This is a genomic window from Paucibacter sp. PLA-PC-4 (assembly GCF_026241155.1).
Lineage (GTDB): Bacteria > Pseudomonadota > Gammaproteobacteria > Burkholderiales > Burkholderiaceae_C > Roseateles_E.
In genome coordinates this window covers 190761-216428 of record NZ_JAPFGP010000009.1, presented here as the reverse complement: position 1 = coordinate 216428, position 25668 = coordinate 190761, and the positions used below count along the sequence as shown (strand labels likewise).

General features: G+C 68.5%; 20 protein-coding genes. All 20 read right to left on the bottom strand.

From position 1 onward, the window contains the following. Nucleotides 1-3: 3 nt before the first annotated feature. Nucleotides 4-354 carry a hypothetical protein gene (locus OOZ63_RS15845; protein WP_266006515.1) on the bottom strand — a complete coding sequence of 117 codons (351 nt, stop codon included), beginning with the start codon at nt 352-354 and terminating at the stop codon, nt 4-6. Next, nucleotides 351-2732, bottom strand: coding sequence for a putative Ig domain-containing protein (locus tag OOZ63_RS15840; protein WP_266006514.1), 2382 nt, complete (start codon nt 2730-2732; stop codon nt 351-353). The genes OOZ63_RS15845 and OOZ63_RS15840 overlap by 4 nt, the downstream gene beginning before the upstream one ends. Next, a complete protein-coding gene (locus tag OOZ63_RS15835; RefSeq protein ID WP_266006513.1) occupies nt 2729-4078 on the bottom strand; it encodes an ATP-binding protein in 1350 nt (449 codons plus the stop codon). The genes OOZ63_RS15840 and OOZ63_RS15835 overlap by 4 nt, the downstream gene beginning before the upstream one ends. Then, complete coding sequence (locus OOZ63_RS15830; protein ID WP_266006512.1) at nt 4062-6542, bottom strand: contractile injection system tape measure protein; 2481 nt, start codon at nt 6540-6542, stop codon at nt 4062-4064. The genes OOZ63_RS15835 and OOZ63_RS15830 overlap by 17 nt, the downstream gene beginning before the upstream one ends. Further along, nucleotides 6539-8983, bottom strand: coding sequence for a hypothetical protein (locus tag OOZ63_RS15825; protein ID WP_266006511.1), 2445 nt, complete (start codon nt 8981-8983; stop codon nt 6539-6541). The genes OOZ63_RS15830 and OOZ63_RS15825 overlap by 4 nt, the downstream gene beginning before the upstream one ends. Then, complete coding sequence (locus OOZ63_RS15820) at nt 8980-9813, bottom strand: hypothetical protein (protein ID WP_266006510.1); 834 nt, start codon at nt 9811-9813, stop codon at nt 8980-8982. Before OOZ63_RS15820 ends, OOZ63_RS15825 begins: the two co-directional genes overlap by 4 nt. Beyond that, the gene (locus OOZ63_RS15815; protein ID WP_266006509.1) at nt 9810-13694 is read right to left on the bottom strand and encodes a hypothetical protein; all 3885 of its coding nucleotides are present in this window, start codon (nt 13692-13694) and stop codon (nt 9810-9812) included. Before OOZ63_RS15815 ends, OOZ63_RS15820 begins: the two co-directional genes overlap by 4 nt. 4 nt (nt 13695-13698) lie before the next feature. Then, nucleotides 13699-14109: a GPW/gp25 family protein gene (locus tag OOZ63_RS15810; RefSeq protein WP_266006508.1), complete on the bottom strand. Its 411-nt coding sequence runs from the start codon at nt 14107-14109 to the stop codon at nt 13699-13701. 2 nt (nt 14110-14111) lie between these two features. Then, nucleotides 14112-14411, bottom strand: a complete 300-nt coding sequence (locus tag OOZ63_RS15805) for a PAAR domain-containing protein (RefSeq protein WP_266006507.1) — start codon at nt 14409-14411, stop codon at nt 14112-14114. Nucleotides 14412-14432: 21 nt separating this feature from the next. Then, complete coding sequence (vgrG, locus tag OOZ63_RS15800; RefSeq protein ID WP_266006506.1) at nt 14433-16223, bottom strand: type VI secretion system tip protein VgrG; 1791 nt, start codon at nt 16221-16223, stop codon at nt 14433-14435. Nucleotides 16224-16235: 12 nt separating this feature from the next. After that, nucleotides 16236-16925, bottom strand: coding sequence for a CIS tube protein (locus tag OOZ63_RS15795; RefSeq protein ID WP_266006505.1), 690 nt, complete (start codon nt 16923-16925; stop codon nt 16236-16238). A gap of 2 nt (nt 16926-16927) precedes the next feature. Next, nucleotides 16928-17101, bottom strand: a complete 174-nt coding sequence (locus tag OOZ63_RS15790) for a DUF5908 family protein (RefSeq protein ID WP_266006504.1) — start codon at nt 17099-17101, stop codon at nt 16928-16930. Nucleotides 17102-17131: 30 nt separating this feature from the next. Then, nucleotides 17132-17728 (bottom strand): phage tail protein, encoded by a 597-nt coding sequence (locus OOZ63_RS15785; protein ID WP_266006503.1) that lies wholly within the window; start codon nt 17726-17728, stop codon nt 17132-17134. A gap of 5 nt (nt 17729-17733) precedes the next feature. Continuing rightward, nucleotides 17734-18192, bottom strand: a complete 459-nt coding sequence (locus tag OOZ63_RS15780) for a phage tail protein (RefSeq protein ID WP_137942037.1) — start codon at nt 18190-18192, stop codon at nt 17734-17736. 32 nt (nt 18193-18224) lie between these two features. Beyond that, nucleotides 18225-19784: a phage tail sheath family protein gene (locus OOZ63_RS15775; RefSeq protein WP_266006502.1), complete on the bottom strand. Its 1560-nt coding sequence runs from the start codon at nt 19782-19784 to the stop codon at nt 18225-18227. Between the two features lie 18 nt (nt 19785-19802). Beyond that, nucleotides 19803-20504 carry a hypothetical protein gene (locus tag OOZ63_RS15770; protein WP_266006501.1) on the bottom strand — a complete coding sequence of 234 codons (702 nt, stop codon included), beginning with the start codon at nt 20502-20504 and terminating at the stop codon, nt 19803-19805. Continuing rightward, entirely contained in the window at nt 20501-21082 is a 582-nt protein-coding gene (locus tag OOZ63_RS15765; RefSeq protein ID WP_266006500.1) for a DUF4255 domain-containing protein, read from the bottom strand. Before OOZ63_RS15765 ends, OOZ63_RS15770 begins: the two co-directional genes overlap by 4 nt. Before the next feature lie 199 nt (nt 21083-21281). Then, on the bottom strand, nt 21282-21947 hold the full coding sequence (locus OOZ63_RS15760) for a response regulator transcription factor (protein WP_266006499.1): 666 nt from the start codon (nt 21945-21947) through the stop codon (nt 21282-21284). Beyond that, nucleotides 21944-22651, bottom strand: a complete 708-nt coding sequence (locus tag OOZ63_RS15755; protein WP_266006498.1) for a sensor histidine kinase — start codon at nt 22649-22651, stop codon at nt 21944-21946. The genes OOZ63_RS15760 and OOZ63_RS15755 overlap by 4 nt, the downstream gene beginning before the upstream one ends. A gap of 187 nt (nt 22652-22838) precedes the next feature. Then, a complete protein-coding gene (acnA, locus tag OOZ63_RS15750) occupies nt 22839-25577 on the bottom strand; it encodes an aconitate hydratase AcnA (RefSeq protein ID WP_266006496.1) in 2739 nt (912 codons plus the stop codon). Nucleotides 25578-25668: the final 91 nt, after the last annotated feature.

The window sequence follows — 25668 nt, the reverse complement described above, 5'->3', positions numbered from 1 at the left end:
CGCCTATTTGTTCTGCGAATTCGCCACATTCGCCGCAAGCATGCGGTCGCGCCGGCGGTTCTTGGCGGCGCTCTTGCGTGGGTCTTCCTCGCGGCCCTTGCCGGGCTTGTGTGACTTGACCTTGCCGCTTGGCGTGGTGGTCGAGTGCGACTTGCCGCGGTTGAAACCCTTGGTTCTGCGGTCGCCTTCGACCCGCTGCACCGGCGCGCCGGTGCCCAGTGCCTGCAACTGCGCGATCTGGGCGCCCTGGGCGCTCTGGCGCGGGCTGGTCGAGGCTGCAGTGGGGCCGGCATGGGCTGCGGCTGCAGCAGCGCGTTGTGTGGTCTGGCTTTTCGGTGCGGCGAGGGTTTTCATGGCTTCTCCACCTTCGGTTTCAGCACGGCCCACAGGGCCGCGACAAACAGGATCGCGATCACGGTCCACATGAGGCCGGTGCCGTCGCGCAGGGCGCGCAGTTGCGGGTCGCAGTTCAAGAGCAGCGCGCCGACCAGCACCACCGGGATTCCGCCCAGCGGCAGATAGCGGCCCCAGCGCGCGCGCCAGGCGCAGTTCCACAGCAGCAGCGCGAGGCAGATAGCGCCGGTCAGCAGCAGTAGATGGAAGAGGGCGCGCAGCGGCCAGCGGTTCTCGCAGGCCCAATCGCAGATCGGCCGCGTGGCGGCGTCGGCGGCGGCGCCGCTGAAGGCGCTGCGCAGTGCGGCGTTCATGCCGGCGCTGACGGTCTCGCCGGCCATCGGTAGTGGCCAGAAGCCAACGCCGCCAAAGTTGTCCTCGAAGTACACCAGGTCGTCGGCGAACTGCTGGCTCTCGGCCTCGGGCATGCCGATCGAGATCACCGGGATGAGCTTTCGCAGAAAGATGCGCCGGTCTATGCCCTGCAGCGCCGGCTCGGCCTCGACGCGGCCGCGCAGCTGCTTCTTGCTCAGCGAGCTGGGCTCGCTGAGCAGCACGATGACGCGCAGCGTAACGTTGGTGGCGCTGCTGTAGACGGCGGTGCTCTCCTCGATGCGACCATTGATCAGATGCGGGTCCTCTGCCGCCTTCAGCAGCTCGAACAAGCCGGCCACGGCGCCTGGCTCGCCGAGCTGGCGGTCGCCTACCACCAGGTTCAGCGTGTACCGGCGCTTGGTATTGGCTCGCAATTGCTCGATCACCGCCAGCACGAAGCGGCGATGGAAGTCTTTGAAGGCCTGGCGCCAGAGCGGCTGCGTGCTGGCGGGCGGCAGCTCGTCGAAGAAGATTGTGATGCCGTCGCCCAGATGCTGGGCCTGGCCGAAGCCGGGCAGCCAGGCCTTGGCGCGCGACAGCCAGTCGGGCAGCGGCGCATCAATCAGGCGGCGCGCCTGCTGCGGCAACTGCAGCAGCGACTGTTCGATCTGAGCCTCGCGAGCGGCTGGCGGCTGCGCCTGCAGAAAGCGCCAGTCATTGCGATAGATCACCAAGTCCAGCGCCGTGCCGTGGCGCTGCGCGGTGCGAATGAAATTGGTCTGGGCCAGGGTCCAGCGCTCGTGCGCATCCGGTGCGAGGTCGTCCCCGAAGGGCAGGCCCATCACGCTGATGCGGCTGAGCAGGCTGAAATCGATTTGCTGCGCTTTTCCTTCGGCCCACCATAGCGGATAGAAGCCATAGACCTGGCCCGATAGGTCCTCGCGCACGCAGCCGCAGCCCCCACCGTCCCAGACGATGGGCGGGTCGAGCTTGAGTTCATGCGCGTGCCGGGCCGCCTCGACCAGCCATTGGCGCAGCGCTGCCGGCATGATGGTCTGCGGCAACTGCTGCCAGCTGGGCGGACCGCTGACGGGCTTGGCCTTGGCCACGGCCGCCCAGTCGGGCGGGCAGGCAGCGGCGAACTGGGCCTCGCTGGGCGGGGTCAGGCCTTGCTTGGCGGCTGACTGCAGACTCAGCATGCGGCTGTAGGCGCAGAGCCGGGCATCGAGTGCGGCCTCGAAGGTCTCGCGCGTCGGGTACTCCAGCGCGGTCAGCGGCTTGAGCAGCAGTTTCAGCTGCTCGGCCTGCTCCGCGCCCAGGCTGACCGGCAGTGGGGGCAGGGCCGCAGCGCTGCCTCCCGCACTCCCGCCAGCACTGGCCGGCTGGCTCGCGCTGGCCGCCGGCTCGGCCAGCGGCGCGGGCAGGCTGCCATCCTCGGCGCTCTCGGCCGGCAGCAGGATGTCCAGCACCGCCGGCATCAGCCGGTAGGCCTGGGCCAGCGGCCGTGCCGGCGGCAATGCAAGCGCATCCTCTGCCGAGAGTGTCGTCAACGGCTTGGGGCCGCTTGCCGCGCTGGCGCCCGCAGCCGCTGCCTTGGGTCGGGCTTGCACGACCGCCAGCAGATAGCGCTGCTGCGCCTGCTCGCCCAGCGCGTCGATCAGGCGCACCGTGAAGCGATGGCTGCCCGGCCGGTCGGACGTGCCCTGCAGCACCCCCAGCGGCGACAGCATGATGCCCTCGGGAAGTTCTCCGCCGGCCAGCTCGAAACGGTAGGGCGGGCGGCCGCCCTGGGCATGCAGCGGGCGGCGATAGGGTTGCTCCAGCAGGGCCGCAGGCAGGCGGAACGCGGCGCTGTCCAGCTGCAGCGGCTGAGGCAACTGGCTCAGCGCGCGCGAAGCGGCCGGGGCCGGCGCGCTGATGGGTGTGGTGGTGGGAGCGCTGGTCGGGGGGATGACCGGCGCCTCGGCCCCTGATGCCGCCATCAGGGCCGCCAGTAGGGCGCAAAGCAGGTAGAGGCGCTTCACAAGGTCCTCCCTTCCTTGCGCAACTCCTTGACCAGACCCTGGCGCAGCTCGGCGGCGCCGATCTGCTCGCTGTGCCGCCGCAGCGCCAGCAGGGCCGCATAGCGCAGCACATTGGCGATCGCACCGCCCGAGAGCTCGTAGCGCTCGGCGATCTCGTCCAGCTTGACATCGACGGCCAGCCGTTGCGGCGCCAGCATGCCGCGCCACAGCCGCAGCCGCTGCTCGGCGTCGGGCAGCGGGAAATAGATCATCGACTGGAAGCGCCGCGCGAACGCCTCGTCGATATTGCTGCGCAGATTCGAGGCCAGGATCACGGTGCCCGGGAAGTCCTCGACCCGCTGCAGCAGGTAGGCGATCTCCTGGTTCGCATGCTGGTCGTTGGCGCTCTGGTTGTTGCTGTTGCGCTTGCCGAACAAGGCATCGGCCTCGTCGAAGAACAGTACCCAGCGCCGGCTCTGCGCCTGGTCGAACACCCGGGCCAGATTCTTCTCTGTCTCGCCGATGTATTTGGACACCACCATTGACAGATCGATGCGGTAGACGTCCACCTGCGCGGCCTGGCCGATCAGCGTCGCGGTCAGGGTCTTGCCGGTGCCGGGCGGTCCGTAGAACAGCGCCCGGTAGCCGGGCTTGAGCGCACGCGCCAGGCCCCAGTCCTGCATCAGACGCTGGCCCTCGCGCATCCAGGTGCAGACCTGGTTCACCTCGTCCATCACCTCGGGCGCCAGCACCAGATCGTCCCAGCCCAGCGGACTGGTGATCAGCTTGGCCGGGAACTGCGCGTTGTAGTCGGGCTTGTGCCAGACCCCGGTGCTCAGACGCTGCAGCGCCTCGGCGCTGAGCTGCAGCGCGCCGCTGAGCTGGGGCTCGCCGCCGGCCGGATGGTCCAGCTTCAGCAGACCCTGGCGCGCGAACGCGTGCTCGGCATCGAACAGCGCCAGCAGCGCGATGCGGCGCTGCAAATCCTCGCCGGCGATCAGAAAGGCGGCGGTCTCGCCGGTCGGCAGAAAGCCGCCATGGGCCTGGCCCTTGACGCCGCCGAACTCGGTGAAGCCGCGCTCCAGATTGCTGTTGCGCATGAACAGCAGATCCAGCGCGGCCGGGCGCAGATGCGGCAGCAGGGCCAGGGCCAGCACCGCCCGCTCGGCCGGCCCCAGCTGCAAGCTCTCGATCAGGCGTGCCAGCTCGCTGCCCGGCGGCAGACCGGGCGGTGCCGCCGCAACCTCAAAACCGGCCTCGCTCTGCTGGAAATGCTGCTCCAGCCGCAGGCTCAGAACCTGGCCCAGCCAGTCCAGCTCCTGCGCCAAGGCCCGGGCCTGCAATGCGGTGCTATCGCCAGTCGACATGCAGCACTCCTTGCATCCAGGGCAGCTTGAGGGTCGCGAAGGACCAGGGCAGACGGTCCAGCAGGAGGTCGAAGGGCTTGGGTTCGACCAGCAGCCGCCAGGCCTGCTCGTCCGCATCGCCGGGCTTGCGCGTGAGGCGCCCGCCGCGGCGCAGAAAGCTCTGGCGCAGGCCCTCGACCGAGGTGTTGCCCACCGCCCTCCAGTGCGCAATCACCGCGCTCAGCAAGGCATCCAGCAGCGCGCGCCGTTCCTCGCCCAGCGGCTCGGGCGCCGGCAGCACCTGGGCCGGCGGCACGCCGCACAAGAGCTTGGCCAGCACTTGCTGGGCCTCGCTGCCGACTCCATTGCCGATTTCATGGCCGGCGGCCAGATAGCCCAGCGCGGCGACCGCCAGGCTTTGTGCGGCCGGGCTCTTGAAGCGCCCGGCCTCCAGCAGCGCCAGCCGGCCGAACAGGCGCTCGGCATAGGCGGCCAGCATCACCAGGCCGGCATCGGCGATGTAGATCGGGCTGCCGGCATCGACGGGGTCGGGTCTGGCCGGCGGCACGGCTGCGGGCCGATCCGCCCGCAAACCCAGCTCATAGTGTTCGGCCCGGCTGGGCGCTCGCCGCAGGCCCTGGCGCAGCCGCGCCAGCACCGGGTCGGCCCAGGCGCTCAGGCCCGCCAGTACCCGGTCCAGCCGCGCGAAACAGCGTGCCAGCGAGCCCTGCGGCAGCGCGCGGTGCAGCTGCATCGCCCAGCGGCGCACCAGGGTCTCGGGCCGTGCCGCCTGGCCCTCGAGCAACAGCGGTCGCAGCAGCCAGCGCCAGTGCTGGCGCTCGGTCTCGGCCGCCTTGGCCTGCGGCTGCAGCACCTGCAAGGCCCGCTGCAGCAGGCTGCTGCAGCCCTGCAAGGTCGCCGCCTCGCCACCGGCCGCCTGGTTCAGCAAGACCCAGCGCTGGGCCGGACGGTAGCGGGCCAGCCAGCGTTCGGCATCGGACTCGCGCTCCAGCAGTCGGCTGAACTGCAGACGCTGGGCCGCGCTCCAGCGCTGCGGCGCGGCGGCCAGCAAGGCGTCGAGCTGGCTTCCCCAGTCCGGCGCGGGCTCGGTTGCGGCTGCGGCCGGTCCGGCGCCGTCCTGCTGCAGGCGCTGCCAGCCCTGCTGCCACAGCGTCTGCCAGCCGGCATGGGTCTGCGGCAGGCGGCCGGTCTCGGCCAGGGCCTGCAGGCTGTGGTCCAGCAGATGCTGCTGCAGAGCGCTGAGGGTCAGCGGCGGGCTGCCCGGTCGCGCCAGCATGCGCAGCGCGAACTGGCGCAGCGACTCCATCCAGCTCGGCGCGCTGGACGGCACCCTCAAGGTCGCGGCGGCGCTGGCGGGCTCGGAGGCCTGCATCAGATGCATCACCAGCCCGAGGCTGGCCGGCGCCAGGCTGGCGGCCCAGCCGCGCCGGCGCCAGCCCTCGCGGGCCCAGGCGCGCAGCAGCAGCGGCAGCTCCAGCGGCAGCTGCTGAGCCAGGCCCAGCAGCAGGCGCTGCAGCCGCTCGCCGTCCTGGGCTCGGCCGCTGTTCAAGGCCTCGTCCAGCTGCGCCAGCGCGGCGGCCAGCAGCGGGCTGCGTCGGCGCTGCCGCGGCGTGACGGTGGGAGAGGGGCCATCGACGCTGTCGGGCCACAGCGCCTGCAGCAGCTGCCGGGTCAGCGCCGAGCGGGGCCGTGTTGGCCGGGGCAGGCCGGCAGCCAGCGCGTGCCAGCCCGGGCCCAGCAACTGGGCATGGGCTTGGATCAGGGCCTGTATCAGCCCCTGCAGCTGCGGCCCGGCCAGCGTCGCGCCGCCCCACAGCGCGCGCAGCCCGGCCACCCGCAGCGCCTGTTGCAGGCGCTGGCGCTGGTAGAGGCTGAGGCGACCCCGGGCCTGCAGCGGGTTCAGCCACTGCGCATCGAGCAGCTCAAGTGCTGCGGCCAGCTCGGGCGCGCGCACGGCGATCAAGGCTTGCAGCCCGCCGTGCGGCGTGATCAGCGCCAGCCTTTGCTGCACCAGCTCGCCGGGTGTCAGGCGCTGCAAGGCCTCCCACAGGCCCGGGCCGTGGCGGCGCACCAGCCGCGCCAGCCAGCCGGCCAGGTCTTGCGAGGAGCGGGCCGACCAGGGCAGCGCGCCCTGCTGCAGATAGTGGCTGAACTGCGCCAGCTCGTGGGCGTCGCGCGAGCGGCTGGTGCAGGGCAGACGCTGCAGGGCCTGCAGCAGCGCGCCGTCCAGGCGCTCGACCCATTGCCGCAGCGGCGCATCGGGTGTGAAGCTACCCAGGTCCAGCTCCAGCCTGTCGATGTGCAGCACCCGGCCGTCGGCTGGCGCCTGCGCCTGCAGGCGCGTCTGCAGCGTGCGCAGGCCGGGGCCTCGCAGGAAGCGGCGCAGCCGCTCCTGCTGCTGCCAGGCCAGGCTTTCGCTGGCGAAGCGGGCGTCCCAGACCAGGCTGTCGATCACGGTCCTCATCGTGCGGCCTCGTCCGAGATCTGCCGCCACAGCAGCCGGCGCAGCACGGCGGCACGCGAGGCTAGCCGGCGTTGCGCGGCCGGGTCCTGCACACCGCTGTCGTTGCCAGCCAGGCCCTCACACAGCGCTCGCTTGGCCAGCAGCCAGCCCTGCAGCGCCAGCTCGAAGGCTTGTAGGTCCTCGGCTTGCAGCCACAGGCAGTGCGCCTGCAGATGGGCCGGCGCCAGCTCGGCCACGGTCTGCGCTGCCAGGGTCCGAAAGCGCGGGTCGGCGCCTCGTGCGGTCCAGGCCGGCAGCACCACACTGAGCTGCTGCGCATAGAAGTCGTCGGGCACATCGTTCGACAGGTCGGCGCCGGCCTCGGGCCGCAACAGCAGATGCTCGACCAGATGCAGGCCCTCGCAGCGCAGCTGCAGGCCGCAGGCAAAGCCGTGCAAGGCCAGGGCCAGGTCTTGCGCGGCCACCGCATCGGTCTGCCGGCCCAGCGGCCACCAGCGCTGCTGCTCGTCGGGGCCCAGCCACAGCAGCTTGCTTTGCTCTTGCCATTGGTAGCGGCTGGCATGGACGGCGCAGCGCAGCAGCGCGGGATCCAGGCGGTCCCCGGGTTTCCATAACGGCTTGTCGGCGAGGTCCTCGCGCCGTGGCGCATCGGCGAACAGCTGCATGGGCCTCAGGCCCTGGCCGGGCTGCCGCAAGACCTTGGGCGGCTCGGCGTCTTCGCTTAGGCTCAGCCCCCACTCGCGCAGCGGCGCCATCAGCGAGCGGCTGTGGTGCTCGGCGAAACCCAGCTGCAGGCTCAGGCGTTCCTGCAGCGGCGCGGTGTTGCCGATCAGGCCGAAGCTCGGCCGGCTGTAGTCGAAGCCGGCATGGCGCTCGCGGGTGAAGCGCTCGATGCCGGCCGCCAACGTCTGCTTGAGCCGCAGCAGATGCTGCTCGAAGCCGCCGGGGCTGAAGTAGCAGGGCAGGCCGCGCAGCCCGCTCTGCGGCAGGGCCTCGCCGTGCAGGGCCAGCAGCTGGTCAAGCACGCGGCCGCGCCGCTCGATCGCGTCGTCCTCGGCCTGCAGCGCGGCCTGCTGCTCGGCCGGTGTCTGCGCTTGCAGCGCGGCCAGGCCCGGCAGATGGGTCTCGCCGAGCGCTTGCCACCAGTAGCTGGGGGCCGATTCAACCGCCAGGCTGTAGAGCGCACCGAGCTGCAGGCGCTGCGCCTGGCCATGGGCCAGCCACTGCTCCAGCAGGGCCGTGTAAGCCAGCCATTGGGCGCGCTGGCCGGCGCGGCTGTGGCTGCGGTGGCGGGGCTCGCCCAGGCTCTCGGGATGGGCATAGATCGCCGGCAGCTGCAGCAGGGCCGGATAGTAGGGCGGGTGCTCGGGCGGTGCCACGTCAGCCACCGCAGTGCCGAGCGTCGCCTGGCTCAGGCCGGGCAGCGGGTGCTCGTGGGCGACCTGCAGCTGGGCCAGGCGGCGCAGCAGATTCTGCTCTGGCAGGGTCTCGCGCGCCGCACCGCGCCAGACCACCCAGTCCATCAAGTCTTCGGCGCGGCGCGGCCACTGCAGGCACAGCGCGCCCGCCTCATCGCCCCAGGGCACGGCGTCGGCGTCTGGCTCGGCCACCCCATAGGCATCACCCAGCAGCTGTAGGCGCCGCACTGAGGTCAGACCCTCGATGCCTTGCAGGGCCAGCACCAGGTCGCTGAAGTACAGCAGCGTCTGCTCGCCGCGCTGCAGCTCGGCGTCGCTGATCCAGCCGTGGGGCAGGGCCGGTCCGTCGAAGCGCAGCGCCGGATCCAGCGCCGTGTCGGCTGGCCTCCAACGCGGCCGCGCGGCGATGAAGTCGGCCGCGCGCTGCGCGATCTCGCCAAGCAGCTCGGCCAGCTCGCGCGGGCCCTGGACATCGATCTCGAACACCAGGCGGTGTGGCCGGGGCTGCAGCCGCCGCACGGCGCCGTCCAGGTCTTCGCCCAGATTGCGCAGCGACCAGAACGCGCGCTGGGCCGCGTCGATCTGGCCGTCCGGGGCCAGCATGGCCAGGCGCCACAGCCCGGGCAGTCCCTGCTCGCAGGGCTGCAGCCGCAGCTGCAGGGCGCCGGGGCAGCGGGCCAGCAGCGCACGGCGGTAATCGGCCGCGGTGATGGGCCGGCAGGGCAGGATGCGCTCGGGCCGGTGCAGGCCATGGCGCTCGGGCAAGACCTGGCCCTCGGGCCAGCCCAGCAGATCGGGCACGCTTTGCTGGGCGCCGTAGACATCCTCGGTCAGCGCGTAGCACAGCGCCTCCAGCAGGGTGACGCCGGGGTCGTGCAGGTTGTAGTCGGTCCACAGCTGCCCGCTGGCGGCCTGGGCCAGCGCGATGCCGGCGCTGCGCAGGGCCTCGAAGTCCAGCGCCGGGCCGCCGGGCGACTGCTGCGGCGGTGGCTTGCGCGCAATGGTCTGCGGCGCGGCGCTCATCGCTGACATTCCTCCATATGCGGGTCGAACCAGAGTTGGGTCAGCTGGGCGTTGATCAGGCATTTGTCACCGAAATCGCAGCCGGTGCGGATCTGCAACCGGTAGCTGGCGTCGCGGCCGCTCTTGACGCTCTTGGTGTCCTTGTCGTCACCGCCGTGCCAGCGCAGCTGCAGGCGGTCGCAGCGCCGACCCCAGAAGGCCTGGGTGCTGCGGATGCCGCGCTTGCGATTGAGGAAATCCAGCCAGCCCCAGCTGGGGTTGTAGGTGTTCAGCGCCACCGCCTGCAGCAGCGCGAAACGGCCCGAGCCCTTCTGACCGACGCCGGCCATCACCTCGAAGCCCTGGCAGCCTTGCAGATCGTCGGTCAGATCCTGCCACTGGCCATTGGCTAGCAGTGGCTCGGGCGCGCTTCGAGGGTCGCTGCCGCGCCGGCCGCTGCTGCGCACCGTACCTTGCACATCTAGCATGTCCCTGGGCTCGGCGGTGCCGATCCCGACTCGCTGGCCACCGTCCTGGTCGGCGTCCAGGCACAGCAGCGGCGCGCCTGCGCCGTCGCCGTCCGAGCCACCGCGCTGCAGCAGCAGCTGATCGCGTGCACGGCTCAGCGCCACGCGCCACAGCACGCTGTCGGGGTTCTGGTCGCGCAGAAAGCTCAAGAGCGCGTCATGGCCCACCGGCGCATAGATCTCCTCGCCGCGCTCGACCGTCTTGCGAAAACCCTCGTCGCTCATATTGAGCATCGAGTCGATCAGGTCGGCGAAATGGTCCTCGTTGGGCAGCTGGCCCTCGCGGAAATAGTTCTTCAGCGTCTCGCGATTGCGGCGTGTCATGGTTTGACACCTCCGCCGATGATGAAGCTGCTGCCCAGCGCCAGTCGCGCCAGGCCGGTCACGCGGGCGCGGCGCTCGCCGGGGGCGGTCTGCAACTCCAGCAGATGGCGGCGCATCGGCAGCAGCAGGGTCCAGCCGCGCCTGGCCGTGATCTCGCGGCTGCCCACCCTGGCGCTGTCGCCGAGCCGGTAGCAGCCGGCATCGTCCTGCGTGATATGCAGCAGCGAGATCGCGCCGATGGACGCGATTTCGGGCCGAGCGCGGGCAAAAGCCTCCAGCTCCTCGGCATGCAGCCGCCAGTCAAAGGCAATGCCGCGCCCGCCGGGCCGCCACGGCGACAGATAGTCAAGCAGATCCAGATTCAGGCGGCGCAGCGTGCTGCCGGCCGGCACGCCGGCTACCAGGCTCAACGCGCAGCGGACCTGCACCCGGGCATAGGCGCAGTTGCGAACCGTCAGGCTCAGGTGCGGGCTGCTCCGATCGCTCAAGAAGACCTGGATGCGGGCCAGCGTCGCCGCGTCCAGCCGCGGCGCGACATCGGCTGGCGCGTCGGGCGGCGGCGCCGCGACCACCACCACTCGCAGTGCGCCGCGGCTACCCAGGCAGCGCACCTTGACGACCTCAGGGAAGGCGTCCAGCACCAGGCGCTCAACGTCCCAGACCGTCGCGGCCCGGCCCTTGTGATGCAGGCGCTCGGCCGCGCGCACGTGCAGCGCGGCATCGTCCTCGGCCGCGCGCGCACCGAAGGCGCCGTCGACCTGGCGCACGCTGCCCAGCCCGGCGATGGGTTGCAGGCTGTTCTTGATGCGGCCCGCGGGCAGAGCCGGCTCGCCCGGCGTCGCTGCGCCCAGCCGCAGCACTTCCAGGCCCTGGGCCTGCACGCCTTGGAAGCCGGCCAGCAGCTCGAAGCCCCAATCAGCGCTCAGCCGGAGCCAGAACAGCTCGGCCCCGGGCAGGGCCGGGCAGCCGCGGCTTAGATCGGCAGGCAAGTCCAGCACGATCAGGCCGCTGCGCAGCAGGCCCTGGGTGCTGTCGTGCAGCAGGCGCTGCGCTTCCAGCCAGCGCCAGGCATCGCCGCACCAGGCGGCCCAGCGCAGCCGCGGGCGCTGTGGCGCATCGGCGGCCTGTTCGGCGCGCAGCCGGAACAGCAGGGACAGCGGCCCCTGCAGCTCGCTGGCGCGCAGGCCGATGAAGAGCTGGCCGTCGGCCTGCAGGCGCGGCAGCCAGTGGTAGCCGCGTTGCCCGGGAAGCAGCCGCTCCCGGCCAAACGGACCCTGCTGGAAGAGCTGGCTGGCACCGGGCTGATCGGCTTCGGCCGTCTGCAGACCGATGAGCTCGCTGGCTTCGTAGTCGACGCTGAGCTGTTCCAGCTGTGGGGTGTAAGGCGGCCGGGGCAGCGGCTCGGGCTCGCGAGCGCGCTTGAGCCGGCTGTTGCGGCTCAGCACGTCGGTCAGCAGCTGCGGGTAGAGTGCATGGCCGAAGGCCGCCGGCGGCTCGGCCAGGCCCAGCCGAAAAAAGCCCTGGCGGCTGGCTAGGCTGAACTCGCCGCCTTGCCCCGGCTGGCCGGGCGGCTCGGCACGATGCCAGCGCTTGAGCTCGGTGGCGTCGAGCTCCAGCGTGCGCCGCGCGGCGATGCGACGCTGCCCGCTCAGGCTGTCAAACAGCGCGGTGGCCTCGCCCTGGGCCACCTGCCAGCGGGCATTGGCCAGCAGCGACCAACGGGCGCGAAACACCTGGTTGCTCCAGTCGCCCGGATAGCCGCGGTAGTGCTCGGCAAAACCGCCGCCGCAGCAGGGCAGCGCGGCCCACAGCAGATGCAGGCGCAGGCCTTGGAGCGGCTTGGCCGCCAGCTCGGGGCTGCCCAGCATCAGATAGGAGGCGGCGTCGGGCAGCGGGCCGAAGGGCGCGAAAGGCTTGCTGGGGTCGAGCCGGCCGAGCTGGTTGTGCAGCCAGAGCTGGCGAAGGCCGCGCACCTTCACCGCTACCGCGATGCTGTGCAGGGGTAACTGCTGCAGCAGGCTGTAGGCATGCAGCCGGGTCTGCGGCTGCAGGCGCAGCTGCAGCACCGGCAGGGCCGGCCAGTCGGGGCCATGCAGGGCGGTCTGGCAGGCCACGATGGCCGGCTGCTCGGGCCGCACTCGCAAGCTCAACTCGACTGCGCCGCCCGGGCCGCGCTCGGCGAACACCTCGTCGACCGCCAGCCAGCCCTGCTCGGTGCTGAGCCGGGCCCGCCACAGGCCGCGGAACACGCGGTCGAATACCAGCGAGCGCTCCAGCGGGCGGCGGCCGTAGATCAGCGACAGCGGGTCGTCGACCGCTGCTTCGCTGGCCTCGCTGGCCTGCAGGACCCGGCGCGAATGGGCGCGCAGCGCCGCCAAATCGGCCTCGCGCAGCTCGGCGGCGCTGCAGAGCCAGACTGCGAACAGCCGGCCCAGGCGCTGGGCCAGCAGCGCCGGCTGCCCGGTGGCTAGACAGCGGGCGATCAGAAAGCATAGCGCCAGCGAGCTGCCGGCCGTCGCGCCACGGGCCAGCGTCGCGGCGGCCATCGCCCGCTCGTCGTCCGGAGGTGCGTGCTGCAGCCCCGCGCGCTCGCGCGGTGGATGCTGCTGTGCCTCGATCTGGGCCAGGCGGCGGTAGGCCTGCGCCAGGCCCTCGAGGTCCGGCGGCGCAGGGTCCTGGGCGTCGGTGCTGGAATGCAGGCGCACGCGAATCTCGCGCTCGCCCTCGCGTAGCGCCAGCAGACCCGAGGCGATGGCCAGGCCCAGCTCGGCATCGGCGCCGCTGTCGATATCGGCCGCTTGCGGCCGGGTCTGCACGCCCAGCATCGGCCAGCTGGCCGGGCCGTCCATCAACACCGGCAGGCGCTGGGCCTTGCTGCGGCTGGCGTAGCCGAACTCGCGCTCCGGCGAGATCAGCGCGTCGTGCTCCAGGCGCAGGCTCAGCAGGGTCTCGACACGGGCATCGCCCAGCCACAGTTCATGGCTGGACGCGAACTCGATCAGCTGGCCCTGGGCATTCTTGCCTGCGCCAAAGCGCGTGCCGGCCGGCACGCGCAGCACGCCGTGGCTCAGCGTGGTGTGGCCCGGTGCGCGCTCCAGCAGCAGATGGGCCCGCTCGGGCAGGGCCGGCCGGGTGCCCAGGCCCAGCAGCTCGCGATGGTAGAAGTGCTTGAAGCGTTCGGGGAAGTCGTTGAGCGGCACGCGGCTTTGCTGCAGCAGTTGCAGCAGCGTCAGCAGCAGGCCGACGGCCGGCTCATGGGTCTGGGTGCGCAGGCTCTCGGCCAGTTGTTCCTGGGCTAGCTTGCGCAGGCGCCGCACCGCGCGACACAGGCCCACCCAGAGCTGGCGCAGCAGCAGCGAGGTGTCGGGCTCCGACTCGCCCTCGGGCCTGCCCGTCCAGGCCGGATGCAGGCGCGCCCATGCCAGGCGCTGGACCTCGAAACGCTGCAGGCCCTGGCGCAGCAGCGGTGCCAGCTCTTGCTCGATCAGGGTCTGCAGGCTGGCTGCCAGCGGGGCGCTGAATTGATGGGTGTCTAGCCCGTGGCACCAGCGATCGAGCTGCCCGACCAGGGCCCAACAGCGCTGCCAACGCGCGTCCAGATCAAGCCAGGGCAGATGTTCCAGCGCACGGGCCTCATGAACCTCGGCCGGGTAGGCGGCGATATCGGCCAGCAGCAGGCTCAGGTCTTGGCCCAGCAGCTCGCCCCAGTTGCCAGCCGGCGAGCCAAAGGGCTCGACAAAGCGCAGCCCGCGCGCTTGTGCCAGCGACAGGCGCAGGCGCTGTGCCAGGCTCAGCTCGTCTGGTAGCAGATAGCCGGCGCGCAAGGCCGGCGCCTGGCGCTCGCCTTGCTCGGTGCCTGCCTGAGTACCGCTGCGGGTCATGGCGTCAGTCGGCCCGCATCGGGCTGGTGGCCTGCTGCAGATACAGCGGGTAGACGAGGTTGTGGCGCGTGTTGGTGCTGCGCACGCTGTAGTGCAGGCTCAGCTCCAGGCAGGCCGGTTCGAAATCGGAGATTCGGGCATCGACGAACTCCAGCGTGATGCGTGGCTCAAAGAACAGGATGGCCTTGCTCAGCATGTCGCGCAGCTCGGTCAGGGTCTGCTCGTTGGCGGCCTCGAAGACCAGCTCGCGCAGCCGGCAGCCGTAGGCCGGCTGCATCAATCGCTCGCCGATATGGGTGGACATCAGGATGCGCAGGCTCTCGGCGATATCGGCCTCGCCCTCGACCATCTCGACACCCCGGCTGCGCGCTGAGAAGCGCGGTGGGAAACTCCAGCCCCGGCCCAGAAAGCTCATCGTTAGCCCCCGATCAGCACAGTGGGTAGACCCAGGACGATGCTGCCACCGTGGGCCGTGCTGTCGCCGATGCGGGCGGCGGGTTTGCCGCCGATCAGCACTGTAGCCGAGCCCTTGACGATCACATCGGGCGGACCGACGCAGATCGCGTTGTCTCCGACCACGGCAGCCGGGATCTTGCCGATCAGCACAGTGGGCACGCCGGGGCCGACGATGGGGCCGCCGACATGGGGGATGGGCGGCAGCCCCGGTGTGACCATTGGGCAGGCATGCATATCGGTGAGGCGGGCGGCGGGTGGCATGGGGTGGCTGTCCTGGTGGTTTCAGTTGATCATCACCATCGCGCCCTTGACCGTGGTCTGGCCCGAGGCCGAAAGCTCGGCGGTGGCCGCACCTTTGGCGGTGATGCCGACCTGGGCCTCGCAGCTGATGTTCAGGCCGGCGGCCTTGATGTCGGCCTTGGACGTCAGCTCGATCGCGTTGACGGCGTCCAGCGTGATGCCGCCCTTGGCCGTCAGCTTGATGTCTTTGGGGCTGTCCAGCGCGATGCCCTCGCTGCTGAGCTTGATGCTGTTGCCGTTCTGGTCCTTGATCAGGATGCTCTTGTTCTTGTCGTCCAGCACGATCTGGTTATTGGCCGGGGTCGTCAGCGTGATGATCTTGTCCTTCTCGTCGAACACCAGCCGGTGCTTGCAGCGGGTCACCAGGGCCTTGGTGTCGTTCTCGGCGGCCAGCTCGTAGGGCGGATTGCGGCTGCTGCTGTAGAGGCTGCCGAGCACGACCGGATGGCTGGGGTCGCCGCTCAAAAAGCCGACGATGACCTCGTCGCCGACCTCGGGCAGGAAGAAGGCGCCGAAGCCGCTGGATGCATGCAGCTGCAGCAGCCGGGCCCAGATGCCTTCAGTGGCGGTCTGCAGCACCGGCAGCTTGACCTGGATGCGCTGCTCGCCGCCGGGGTCGGCGTCGAGCTTCATCACGACGCCGATCTGCAGATCGTGGATGCCTGGCAGCAGGCCGCCGGCCGGCGGCGCCATCACATCGGGTCTTTGCATATGCCAGTCGGGGTCGAGGCCGAACTCGGCCTCGCTGAGCCACTCGCCGTCGTGGATCTCATGCTGGACCGCGCTGACGAACACCGGCCCGTTGACCCGCGCGCCGACACCGGCCAGCGCGATCAGCGTTGCCGGCTTGGCCAGCGCGCTGCCCTGGAAGCTCATGCGGCCACGCACCCGCGCCAGCGCCGCCTTCATCTGGGCGGCCTTGGCCCATTGCTCCAGCGCTGCCTGGGGCAGGGCGGCGCTGCTTTGCAGTCGGTAGCTGTCCGGGCTGACGACCTGGGCCAAGGTGGCGCCGCTCAGATTGCCCTGCGCGTTCAGCGCCAGCGGCGCGGCCGCGCTGCTCTCGACCACGGCCTGTTGGGCCGGATCCCAGGCATGGGCCTGGGCGGCTTTGAGCTGGCTGCGCGCATCGATATCGGCCTGCAGCGCGACCAAGTCGACGCCCCAGGTGACGGACAGCGCCGGCTCGATCGAGGCATCGGGGGGCTTGACCGTGATCTTGCCGTCCTCGACTGCGACCAGCAGCCCCATCGCGTCGGCACGCGCCAGCATGAAGTCCCAGTCGCTGCAGTCGTACTGCAGCAGCTCGGCCTGCTGGACCTCGGTGCTCTGTACATCGGCCTGCAGGCCTGCGGCGGCGATCAGACCGGAGATGATGTCGCTGTCGGTCTGGTCCTGGTACTTGGCGTTGACGCGGCCTATCGCCATCTTGCAGGCCTTGTCGCGGCATTCGACGATCAGGCGGCTGTGGTTGTCGCCGCTGATCTTCAGGCTGTGGCGCACGACGATGCCGCTGAAGATCTGCGCATCGCTGTCACCATAGCCGGCGCGCAGCACGATGGCGCTGCCGGGCGTGAACAGGGCGCCGTCGCTGACCGGGTACTTGTTGCCGGGCATGTCGCCGTCGTCGATCACCAGGCGCGCCCAGGGCAGACTGTTGAGCGCGTGGCGCACCGTCAGCGAGATGATGCGCAGCTGCTCCTGCACCTCGGTGCCCTCGCTTTGTACGACCAGGCGGACCGGACCTTCGGCACTGGCACTGGGGGAGGCGGGCATCGTGATCGTCTCTCAGGCCAGCGGCGGAAAGTGCAGGCGTAGGCCCGGCTGCAGGCGGCGGAACTCGCGAAGGCCGTTGAAGCGCGCGACCTCGGGGTAGTAGCGGCTGTCGCCATAGATGCGATGGCACAGCAGCGGCAAGGTGTCGCCCTCGCGCACTTCGACCGAGTGGCTCAGGTCCGGGCTGGAGCGGTTGGCGCGGCGCTCGGCCTCGGGCGCGCTGAGAAAGCCGACGAAATCCATCTCGGCACTGGCGCGCAGCGGCGCGCCGCTGGGCTTGAACAGCGTGTACTGCAGGCCGATGCAGCAGAGCCGGCCGTAGAACACCATGGTGCCCCAGAGGATCTGCACATGGTTGGGCTCATGGGCCTCGCCGCGGTAGGTGTAGATCACGCGGTTCAGCGCCTCGATCTGGTCGGCCACCTCGATGGGCTGACCCGGACCTATCGGAACAACGCCGGTGCCGTCGAAGGTGGCGGTGAAGCTGATGTCGTCCGGGTCGATGCCGGAGAAGCGCATCGGCGAGCCGATCTGGCCGATTACGCGTTTGTTGTTGTAGCGGATATTGCGGTGGTGGCTGAACTCGGACGGATTGATCTGCAAGGCGTAGTTGACGCCGCGATCCACCATGATGGAGCCGGACTGGCTGAGCGTGCAGCGGGTCAGGGTCAAGGCTTGCCGTTGGCCGGAGGCGGGGATCATGGCTAGCGCTCGCGTTGCTGCTGCAGTTGCTCCTGCAGCCAGGCCCGGCACTCGTTGAGGATTTCCTGCTTCAGCTCCGCCAGGGTCTCGGGGTCAAGCGAGGCCTGTTCCTGCGGGTGCGCCTCGTCCGGCCCGACGCTGGACTTGATCACCATCTGCCTGACCTCTATCGTCATTGAGTCGCTCCTTGGCTTTTCTGGGGTTCATCACTTCATGCGCACACAGGTCTGGTAAGCCAGCTCGATCTGCTCGATGGCGACTTCGTTTTTGTCGGCATTGAATGCCTCAATGTCCCAGCCGACCGGATAGCAGTTCTCGAAGGACCAGACGCACAGCGGCTGACCCATCTCGTCGAGCAGGCTGACCTGCACCGGCTTGAGTTCGATGCGGCGGCCCAGATCTCCTTCGAGTACCTGGCGGCACCAGCCGACCAGCTCGGTATCCTTCATCGCCAGCCCGCGCTGCAGACGCAGCGAGCCCTGCTTGATGCCCTTGGGCAGCTGGTGGATGAAGCGGTTTTCGCCGCCTTCCACCAGCGGCTCGATCTCCATCGCCAGGCCCATTCCCGAGACCTCCTGGAACGAGCAGTCGCTGCTGCGGCCATCGATCTGCACCGAGAAATAGAAGGCCACCGGCGGGTAGCTGGCCTTGCTGGCCGGTGGGTCCCAGACCGTTGTGACCGCGGCCCTTGCGGTGCCGGTCGCGGACAGGCCCAGATCCAGCCGCGGCGGCAACTGCAGCCGGGGCCGCTGCTGCGGCGGTGGTGGCAGCGGCGGCGGTTTGGGGATGACCGGATCGCTCACGACGCTCAGGCGTTGGCAATGGTCAGGCCTTCATGCGCGATCTCTATGGTCTCGACCGCGACCTCGTTGCCCTCGGCCTTCAGATCGGTACCGGTGATCTTGGTGGGCCAGGCGTTCGACAGGGTCCAGACCATGGTCGGCTTGCCTTCCTCGTCGAGCAGGCTGATCGTGACCGGCACGCGCTTGATGGTGTTCATCTTGATCTGGTTGAACCAATCCCAGAACTTGTTGTCTGCCTTGAATACGCCCTTCTTCATCGTGACATTGCCGTGCTTCTTCAGTCCCGGCATCTTCAGTGACGAGAACACCGGGCTGTCGCCGTGGCGGTACTCGATTGGTTGGGCTTCGATGTCCAGTCCCGAGACCTCCTCGAAGGACATCACGTTCGCATCCCACTTCACCTGGAAGTAGAACTTGGGCAGGGGCCAGACATTGGTCGATTGTTTGGAGCCGTCATCAGCCATATTGATCTCCGCGATTTAGTGTGGGGCGCAGCTCAGGACTTCTGCATCTGCTGTTGGAAGGTGATCTCGATGAACTCGGCCGGCCGCACCATGGCCACCAGCACGGTCACGCGCAGAATGCCCTCCAGGATGTCGTCGGGCGTCATCGTCTCGCCCAGGCCCACATGGACGCTGAAGGCGTCTTCGGGCGAGGAACCGGCCAGGCCACCGCGCTTCCAGATGCTGGTCAGGAAGTTCTGGATCATCGATTTGATCGTGACCCAGGTATTGGCCACATTGGGCTCGAATACCAGGGCCTTGGCGGCCAGCCGGCAGCTCTCCTCGAGCATGATCATCGTGCGGCGTACATTGATATAGCGCCAGTCCAGGCTGTTGCCGTCCAGCGTGCGGGCACCCCAGACCAGTACGCCCTCGCCGATGAAGGCGCGGATCGCGTTGATGCTCTTGCCCTGGGTTGTGACGTTGAGCTCCTCCTGGTCGACCGCCGAGACGCTGACGGTGGGCGAGATCACGCCGGCCAGGCTGACATTGGCGGGCGCCTTCCAGACGCCGCGGGTGTTGTCCACCATGGTGTAGACGCCGGCCATAGCGGCGCTGGGCGGCAGCAAATTGAGCTTGCTGCGGGCCTCGCCGATGATGGTGTTGAACAGTGCACTGGTGGCGGCCAGGGTCTTGTTGAGCAGGGTCTTGTGGGTCAGGATCGCGTCATCGCTGAGCTGGCGTGGGTCGGCCGTCCAGTCCTTGCTGATGTCGTCGACCGCCTGCGCATGCTCCTTGAGCTTGGCCGGCGCGTTGTCGGGCAGCGCGTCGGGCAGGCCCAGGTCTTGTCGCAGTAAGGTCTTCAGCACATCGATGCTGAGTATGTTCTCGTAGCTGAGATCCTTGTCGCCGACCACCGTGGTGTTGAGCCAGGGGTAGTAGGCGGCGGCGAAGTCCAGGAAGTTGATGCCCAGGTCATTGCGAAAGCGCGCCACCGGATCGCCGCCGGGATCGCTGCGCGGCTTGTCGCCGCCCCAGATGTCGAGGATGGCCACACGGTTGCGCATCTTGTCGCCGCAGTGCGCCAGCATGGCTTGCTGCAGGTCGATGCAGGCCGATTCCTCCTTGAGTCGTACCGCCTCGGGAATCACCAGCATGGTCGGCTCCTGCTCCTTGAGCAGCTCGTCGATGCCCGCCTTGAACTTGTCGAGATCCAGGTCTTGCTCATAAGTGCCGACCGAGACGATGTAGCAGGGGCCGCCGCCATTTTGGAAGAAGTGGCGCAGCGCGCTGTAGAGAAAGTAGCTGCCGCCATCCTTGCCGGCCGGCTGCTGCAGCACATAGCCCTTGCCGCCGGCCTTGAAGTCGTCCAGTGCCGAGGGGTCCGTGTTTTCGACGATGTTGAAGCGCGGCACCGGCCCGAAGCCGTAGTACTGGTGATACTCGGCCATGGAGCTGATGCGCCAGGGCTTCATCGCCAGCGGCTTGTTGCGGTTGTCGGCGATCTGCGTGTGTCCGATGAAGGCCGGCACGGCGGTGGCCACCTCGACCACGGAGTTCGGAAAGGCGTTTTTCTCGACGATGTAAACGCCTGGAGTTTTCATCACACCCATCTGGTTCTCCTGGTTGGGTCAGCGACTGACAAAAATTTCGGTGATGGCGGTGCTGCCGCCCTGGGGGCCGAGCTCGCGCTGCAGGCCGCGCGGGGCCGCTACTGGCAGGCGCGGCATCAGCAGCTTGGGCGGCTGGCTGGCCGTGTCACGCAACTGAAATCGATAGGGCGAACGCTCGGCCAGCGCCAGCGCCGAGCGCGAGCGGATCACGATGGCTGCGCGGCCATCGGGCAGGGCTTCGGCGCCGGGAGCATCGAACTGCACCTCGGCGGCGGCATCGACCAGCTGCAGGCTGTGCTCCTGCCAGTCGCCCAGCAGCAGGTATTTCCAGACCGTGCGACGGGCCTGCAACTGCAGCTCGACCTCGCCGCCGAGCCCGGCGCGCCAGAGGGTTTCGTCGCGGGCAACGTCGGTGAACAGAGGCAGCGCCAGCAGTGGCAGTGTGCCCGGGTCGGTGTAGAGCTCGTAGCCAGGGTCCTCGCAGCTCAGCGTGAAGCGAAGGGACTGCGGGGCGCGCGCACCCCACAACAGCGCCAGCGCCGATTCCGGTGCATGCAGGGCCAGGGCATGGCCATTGCTGCGCATCAGCAACTGGTGGGCGCGCATCGCCTCCTGCGTGTCGGTATCGGGCGTGAAGCGCAGCCGCCGCGCCAGGCCGTCAGCAAAATAGCCGTGACGCACCCGCGCGCTGGCCAGCAGCACATAGCGCGACGGTGTCATGAGGGCAGCCCCCGTGCATCGAGCTCGCGCACCAGCGGCTCGCGCGTGTCGATGTGTTGTCCGTCGACGCTGATCATGCGCACCCGGTACAGCACCGAGGGCAGGTAGCGGCCGCTGTGGATGCCCCAGAGGCTGTGCATCTCGGAGCTGCTAAGGTTCTCGATATTCAGCACCAGCCGGTCCAGGCGCTTGTCCAGTCCCGGCGTGTTGTGCTGGTCCAGCACCGGCCGGGTCTGGAAGAAGCTGATCGCGCCGGACAGGAACTTGAGCGCTTCTGGGTAGCTGGCGCCGCTGAAGTTGGCCGCGCACATCACCAGCAGGTTCAGATAGACCGGTGCCGGCATCTGTAGCTGTCCCGGCGCCAGGCCCAGGTTCTGGCCATTGCCGCTGCGGTGGGCGACGCTATCCCGCTCGATGCCGGCTAGAAACAGTACGAGCTTGTTTGCCACCATGGGTACTAGCGCGCCGTTTTGCTCATGCAGATTCGACAGCACGGCCAGATCTTCGCTGACCTGGAAGCGCCGGCGCAGATGCTCGTTGAGTTGCCCGGCCAATTGGCCCAGGGCGGCGTCGATCATGGTGGTTGTGTCCTTGCTGTCCCTGAGAGAGAAGGTAGGTCAAGACCCGGCACCGCACCATAGTCTGCTGGCTGAATCTGTATCAGCCTTGGGCTGATGGGGCAAACCATGAGGGCCATGGCTGTAGCCGGGGAAAGGCCACAGTGGCTGCGGGTTTGCCGCTAGGAAAAATGCTGAGATCGCCGGCGCTGGAAGACGTTTAGCCGCGCGGCGGCTGGGCATCCAGCGAGCTCAGGCCCTCGCGCAGTGCGAAACGGGTCAACTCGGCAATGCCCTGGATCTGCAGCTTGGCGAACACATGCTCGCGGTGCGTTGCCACTGTCTTGGCGCTCAGATGCAGTTGCTGGGCGATCTGCTGAGCCGTATAGCCCTCGGAGAACAGTTGCACCATTTCCCGCTCACGTGGCGTCAGTCGGGCCAGCTCGCCGACCTCGGCCTGGTGCGGCCGACGGCTGCCCTGCAGCACCATACCGACCAGCTCGCCGCTCAGATAGATCTGGTCGGCCATCACCCGGCGCACGCCGCGCGCCAGCTCGTCGAAGGAGTTCTCCTTGAGCACATAGCCTGAGGCGCCGGCCTCCAGCGCAGCCAGCACTTGCTGTGGCTGTTCATGCACCGACAGACACAGCAGCTTGCAGCGCAATGGCTCGGCGCGGATGCGGCGGATCGCCTCGACCCCGTTCATGCGAGGCATCGACAGATCGACCAGCACGACATCGGGCTGCAGCTCTCGGGCCTGGCGCACCAATTCCATGCCGTCGCGCGCCTCGGCGATCACCTCAATATCGTCCTCGCGCTGCAGCAGGGCCACCAGACCCTCGCGTACGATGCGGTGGTCGTCGGCGACGATGACGCGGATACTCATGACTCGTCCTCTTCGGGTTGGCGTGGCCATGAAACCTGGGCGTGCACGCCCAGGCCCGGCGCGCTGCGCAGGCGCAGCCCCATGCCCAGTAGCCGCAGGCGGGCATGCAGACGAGGCAGTCCATAGCCATGGCCGGCCGCGATCGCGGCGGCCTGGGCCAGCTGGGGATCGAAGCCCAGGCCTTGGTCCCGCACGACAAGGGTCACGCCTGCGCCGTCAGCGTGACGGGCCAGCGCGATATGGATGGCGACACCACCGGCATGCTTGCAGGCATTGGCCAGCAACTCGCGCCCCGCGGCCAGCAAGCCGGCGTTGATAGGCTCGGGCAGCCCGGGCAGAGACAGCGCACAGCTGAATTGGATATTCAGACCGGTGCGCGCGCGCAGCTGCTCCACCAGAGTCTGCAGCGCGGCCGGCAGATCATCGACCGGCTCGGGCTGCAGCAAGGTCACGGCGTCACGGCTGGCCTGCAAGGCCTGCTTGACCAGCTCGTAGGCACGCTGCTGGGCAAGCAGGGCACGCGGCAAGTCTGGCTCGCGCGCCGCGTCGAGCTGCATCAGTGCCAAGCTCAGCAGCTGGGCCAGCTCGTCGTGCAGGGCCTGTGCCAGCTGCCGTGCCTGCCAGCGCGCATCGACCACGACGTCCGCCACCTCGGTGGCGGGCGCAGGCATGGTGTCGACTAAGGGCATCAGCGCGCTGGGCATGAGCAGGACTCCTCTCACATGCCGGACCGGACCTCGGCTGGCGATCACGACTGACCGCAACCAGATCCGGCATGGTAGGAGTCGCCGCTCCGCGACGTCAATCTGTAAAAGCTGTCAGCGCGCCGATGGCGTTTCCCGCCCCAAAAAAACGTTGCAGTGATTGATGGCCTCTTGTGCCTCTTGCGTTTCAGGCCGCCAGCAGTTGACGCAAGACAAACGGAAGGATGCCGCCATGACGGTAGTAGTCGACCTCGATCGGCGTGTCGATTCGTAGCGTCAGCAGCACTTCCTGCCGGCTGCCATCGGCGCGGGTGATCACCAGCGTCGCGTCGCGCTGAGGCGCCAGTTCGCCGGGGATCTGGATGTCAATCAGCTCGTCGCCTTTCAGGCCCAGCGTCTCCCAGCTCACGCCCGGCTTGAACTGCAGCGGCAGAACGCCCATGCCGACCAGATTGGAGCGGTGGATGCGCTCGAAGCTGCGTGCGATCACCGCCTTGATGCCCAAAAGCTGGGTGCCCTTGGCGGCCCAGTCGCGGCTGGAGCCGGTGCCGTATTCCTCGCCGCCGAATATCACGGTGGGCGTGCCGGCGGCCATGTATTGCATCGCGGCGTCGTAGATATAGGCCTGCTCGCCCGACGGTTGCAGCAGCGTGAGACCGCCTTCAATGCGGCTGCCGTCGGCCTTGGCCGGGATCATCAGGTTCTTGATGCGCACGTTCGCGAAGGTGCCGCGCATCATCACCTCATGGTTGCCGCGGCGCGAGCCGTAGCTGTTGAAGTCGGCCTTGTGCACACCCAGGCCTTGCAGGTACAGGCCGGCCGGTGAGCTGTCCTTGATCGCGCCGGCTGGGGAGATGTGGTCTGTCGTGATCGAGTCGCCGAACAAGGCCATGATGCGGGCGCCGGAAACACCTGCCGCGGTGAACACCGGTGTCTGGGTGAAACCCTCGAAGAAGGGCGGCTGGGCGATATAGCCGCTCTTGGGCCAGGTGTAGACCTGACCCGCGACCCCGTCGATCTGCTGCCACAGCTTGCCGGGTTTCTTATCCACCTGCTCGTAGTTCTCGCGGAAGGCTTTGGGATTCATCGCGTACTTCATCAGCGCATAGATTTCGTCGCTGGTTGGCCAGATGTCGCCGAGGAAGACGTCCCGTCCCTTTTTGCCTTTTCCGAGTGGCTGGGTCATCAGGTCCACCGTCACATTGCCGGCAATTGCATAGGCGACGACGAGCGGCGGCGAGGCCAGGAAGTTGGCCTTCAGGTTCGGGTGGATGCGGGCTTCGAAATTGCGGTTGCCTGACAGCACGGCCGCGCAGATCAGATCATTGCTGGTGATGGCCTCGTTGAGCTCGGGGGTCAGGTCGCCGGCATTGCCGATGCAGGTGGTACAGCCGTAGGCAGCCAGGTTGAAACCTAGTTTTTCCAAATAGGGCAAGAGCCCCGCCTTCTCCAGGTACTCGGTAACGATGCGCGAGCCCGGGGCCAGCGAGGTCTTGATATGTGGCTGCACTTTCAAGCCGGCTTCGACCGCCTTTTTGGCCAGCAGGCCGGCCGCCAGTAGCACGCTGGGGTTGGAGGTGTTGGTGCAGGAGGTGATCGCAGCGATCAGCACATCGCCGTTCTTCACATCCAGGCCGCTGGCGGTCTTGAAGACTTGGCCCAGCTTCTCGGCCGGCTGGTTGAATCCATTGGCCGCCGTGGGCTGGCTGTACAGCTCACTGAATTTGGCTGCCAGATCGGTGATTTCGATGCGGTCCTGTGGGCGCTTCGGGCCGGCCAACGAGGGCACGACGGCGCCCAGATCCAGTCTGACGACCTGCGAGTAGTCGATGTCGCCGGCGCGGGCCACGCCGAACATGTCCTGGGCCTTGAAATAGGCTTCGAAAGCCTCAATCTCGGCCTTGCTTCGGCCGGTGCCGCGGAAATAGTCCAGAGTCTTGTCGTCGACCGGGAAGAAGCCCATCGTTGCGCCATACTCAGGCGCCATGTTCGCTATCGTCGCGCGGTCCGGCACGGCCAGACTCTCGGTGCCCTCGCCGAAGAACTCGACGAACTTGCCGACCACTTTTTCCTTGCGCAAGATCTCGGTGACGGTCAGCACCAGATCGGTCGCCGTGACGCCTTCGCGCAGCCGGCCCGTGAGCTCGAAGCCGACCACGTCCGGGGTCAGGAAGTAAACCGGCTGGCCCAGCATGCCCGCCTCGGCCTCGATGCCGCCGACGCCCCAGCCAACCACGCCGATGCCGTTGATCATCGTCGTGTGGCTGTCGGTGCCGACCAGGCTGTCGGGGTAGTAGACCTTTTCACCCTTGGCGCCACTCTTGTGAACGCCGCGCGCCAGATATTCCAGATTCACCTGGTGCACGATACCGAAGCCTGGAGGCACGACGCCAAAGGTGTCGAAGGCCTGCATGCCCCACTTCATGAACTCGTAGCGCTCGCGGTTGCGCTCGAATTCCAGCTTCATGTTCAGGTCCAAGGCCTTCTTGGTGCCGTAATGGTCGATCATGACCGAGTGGTCGACAACCAGGTCCACTGGCACCAGCGGCTCGATGCGCTTGGGGTCCAGGCCGGCAGCAGCAGCGACATTGCGCATTGCGGCGAGATCGGCCAGCAAAGGCACGCCGGTGAAATCCTGCAGCACGACGCGGGCAACGACAAAGGGAATCTCGTCGCTACGCTCGGCCACCGGTTGCCAGTTGGCCAGCTGGGCTACGTGCTCTGGTGCGACCTTCTTGCCGTCACAATTGCGCAGCACCGACTCCAGCACGATGCGCAGCGAGATCGGCAAGCGCTTGATATTGGGGAACTTCTTGGCCAGCTTGGGCAGGGAGTAGTAGCGGCCGTTGCGCCCCGAGGGCGTCGTGAACTCGCTCAGCGTGTGGGCAAATGCGTGTGGGGCGCTGGCGACGGGGGCTTTGGGCATGAACAATCTCCTGGCGGTTGGGGCGTGGATTTTTGGCTAAGCTGCATTGTGGCGGCAAGTCCTGTCTTCGGCACGGCCTGCGCAGCATCCC

What these genes read in the sequence shown, in the direction of transcription:
- OOZ63_RS15825 (WP_266006511.1), bottom strand. Translation starts at nt 8,983, where the DNA reads ATGAGCGCCGCGCCGCAGACCATTGCGCGCAAGCCACCGCCGCAGCAG.
- OOZ63_RS15755 (WP_266006498.1), bottom strand. Translation starts at nt 22,651, where the DNA reads ATGCCCAGCGCGCTGATGCCCTTAGTCGACACCATGCCTGCGCCCGCC.
- OOZ63_RS15780 (WP_137942037.1), bottom strand. Translation starts at nt 18,192, where the DNA reads ATGGCTGATGACGGCTCCAAACAATCGACCAATGTCTGGCCCCTGCCC.
- OOZ63_RS15760 (WP_266006499.1), bottom strand. Translation starts at nt 21,947, where the DNA reads ATGAGTATCCGCGTCATCGTCGCCGACGACCACCGCATCGTACGCGAG.
- OOZ63_RS15820 (WP_266006510.1), bottom strand. Translation starts at nt 9,813, where the DNA reads ATGACACGCCGCAATCGCGAGACGCTGAAGAACTATTTCCGCGAGGGC.
- OOZ63_RS15775 (WP_266006502.1), bottom strand. Translation starts at nt 19,784, where the DNA reads ATGGGTGTGATGAAAACTCCAGGCGTTTACATCGTCGAGAAAAACGCC.
- OOZ63_RS15795 (WP_266006505.1), bottom strand. Translation starts at nt 16,925, where the DNA reads ATGATCCCCGCCTCCGGCCAACGGCAAGCCTTGACCCTGACCCGCTGC.
- vgrG (WP_266006506.1), bottom strand. Translation starts at nt 16,223, where the DNA reads ATGCCCGCCTCCCCCAGTGCCAGTGCCGAAGGTCCGGTCCGCCTGGTC.
- OOZ63_RS15790 (WP_266006504.1), bottom strand. Translation starts at nt 17,101, where the DNA reads ATGACGATAGAGGTCAGGCAGATGGTGATCAAGTCCAGCGTCGGGCCG.
- OOZ63_RS15835 (WP_266006513.1), bottom strand. Translation starts at nt 4,078, where the DNA reads ATGTCGACTGGCGATAGCACCGCATTGCAGGCCCGGGCCTTGGCGCAG.
- OOZ63_RS15830 (WP_266006512.1), bottom strand. Translation starts at nt 6,542, where the DNA reads ATGAGGACCGTGATCGACAGCCTGGTCTGGGACGCCCGCTTCGCCAGC.
- OOZ63_RS15815 (WP_266006509.1), bottom strand. Translation starts at nt 13,694, where the DNA reads ATGACCCGCAGCGGTACTCAGGCAGGCACCGAGCAAGGCGAGCGCCAG.
- OOZ63_RS15770 (WP_266006501.1), bottom strand. Translation starts at nt 20,504, where the DNA reads ATGACACCGTCGCGCTATGTGCTGCTGGCCAGCGCGCGGGTGCGTCAC.
- acnA (WP_266006496.1), bottom strand. Translation starts at nt 25,577, where the DNA reads ATGCCCAAAGCCCCCGTCGCCAGCGCCCCACACGCATTTGCCCACACG.
- OOZ63_RS15765 (WP_266006500.1), bottom strand. Translation starts at nt 21,082, where the DNA reads ATGATCGACGCCGCCCTGGGCCAATTGGCCGGGCAACTCAACGAGCAT.
- OOZ63_RS15845 (WP_266006515.1), bottom strand. Translation starts at nt 354, where the DNA reads ATGAAAACCCTCGCCGCACCGAAAAGCCAGACCACACAACGCGCTGCT.
- OOZ63_RS15810 (WP_266006508.1), bottom strand. Translation starts at nt 14,109, where the DNA reads ATGAGCTTTCTGGGCCGGGGCTGGAGTTTCCCACCGCGCTTCTCAGCG.
- OOZ63_RS15805 (WP_266006507.1), bottom strand. Translation starts at nt 14,411, where the DNA reads ATGCCACCCGCCGCCCGCCTCACCGATATGCATGCCTGCCCAATGGTC.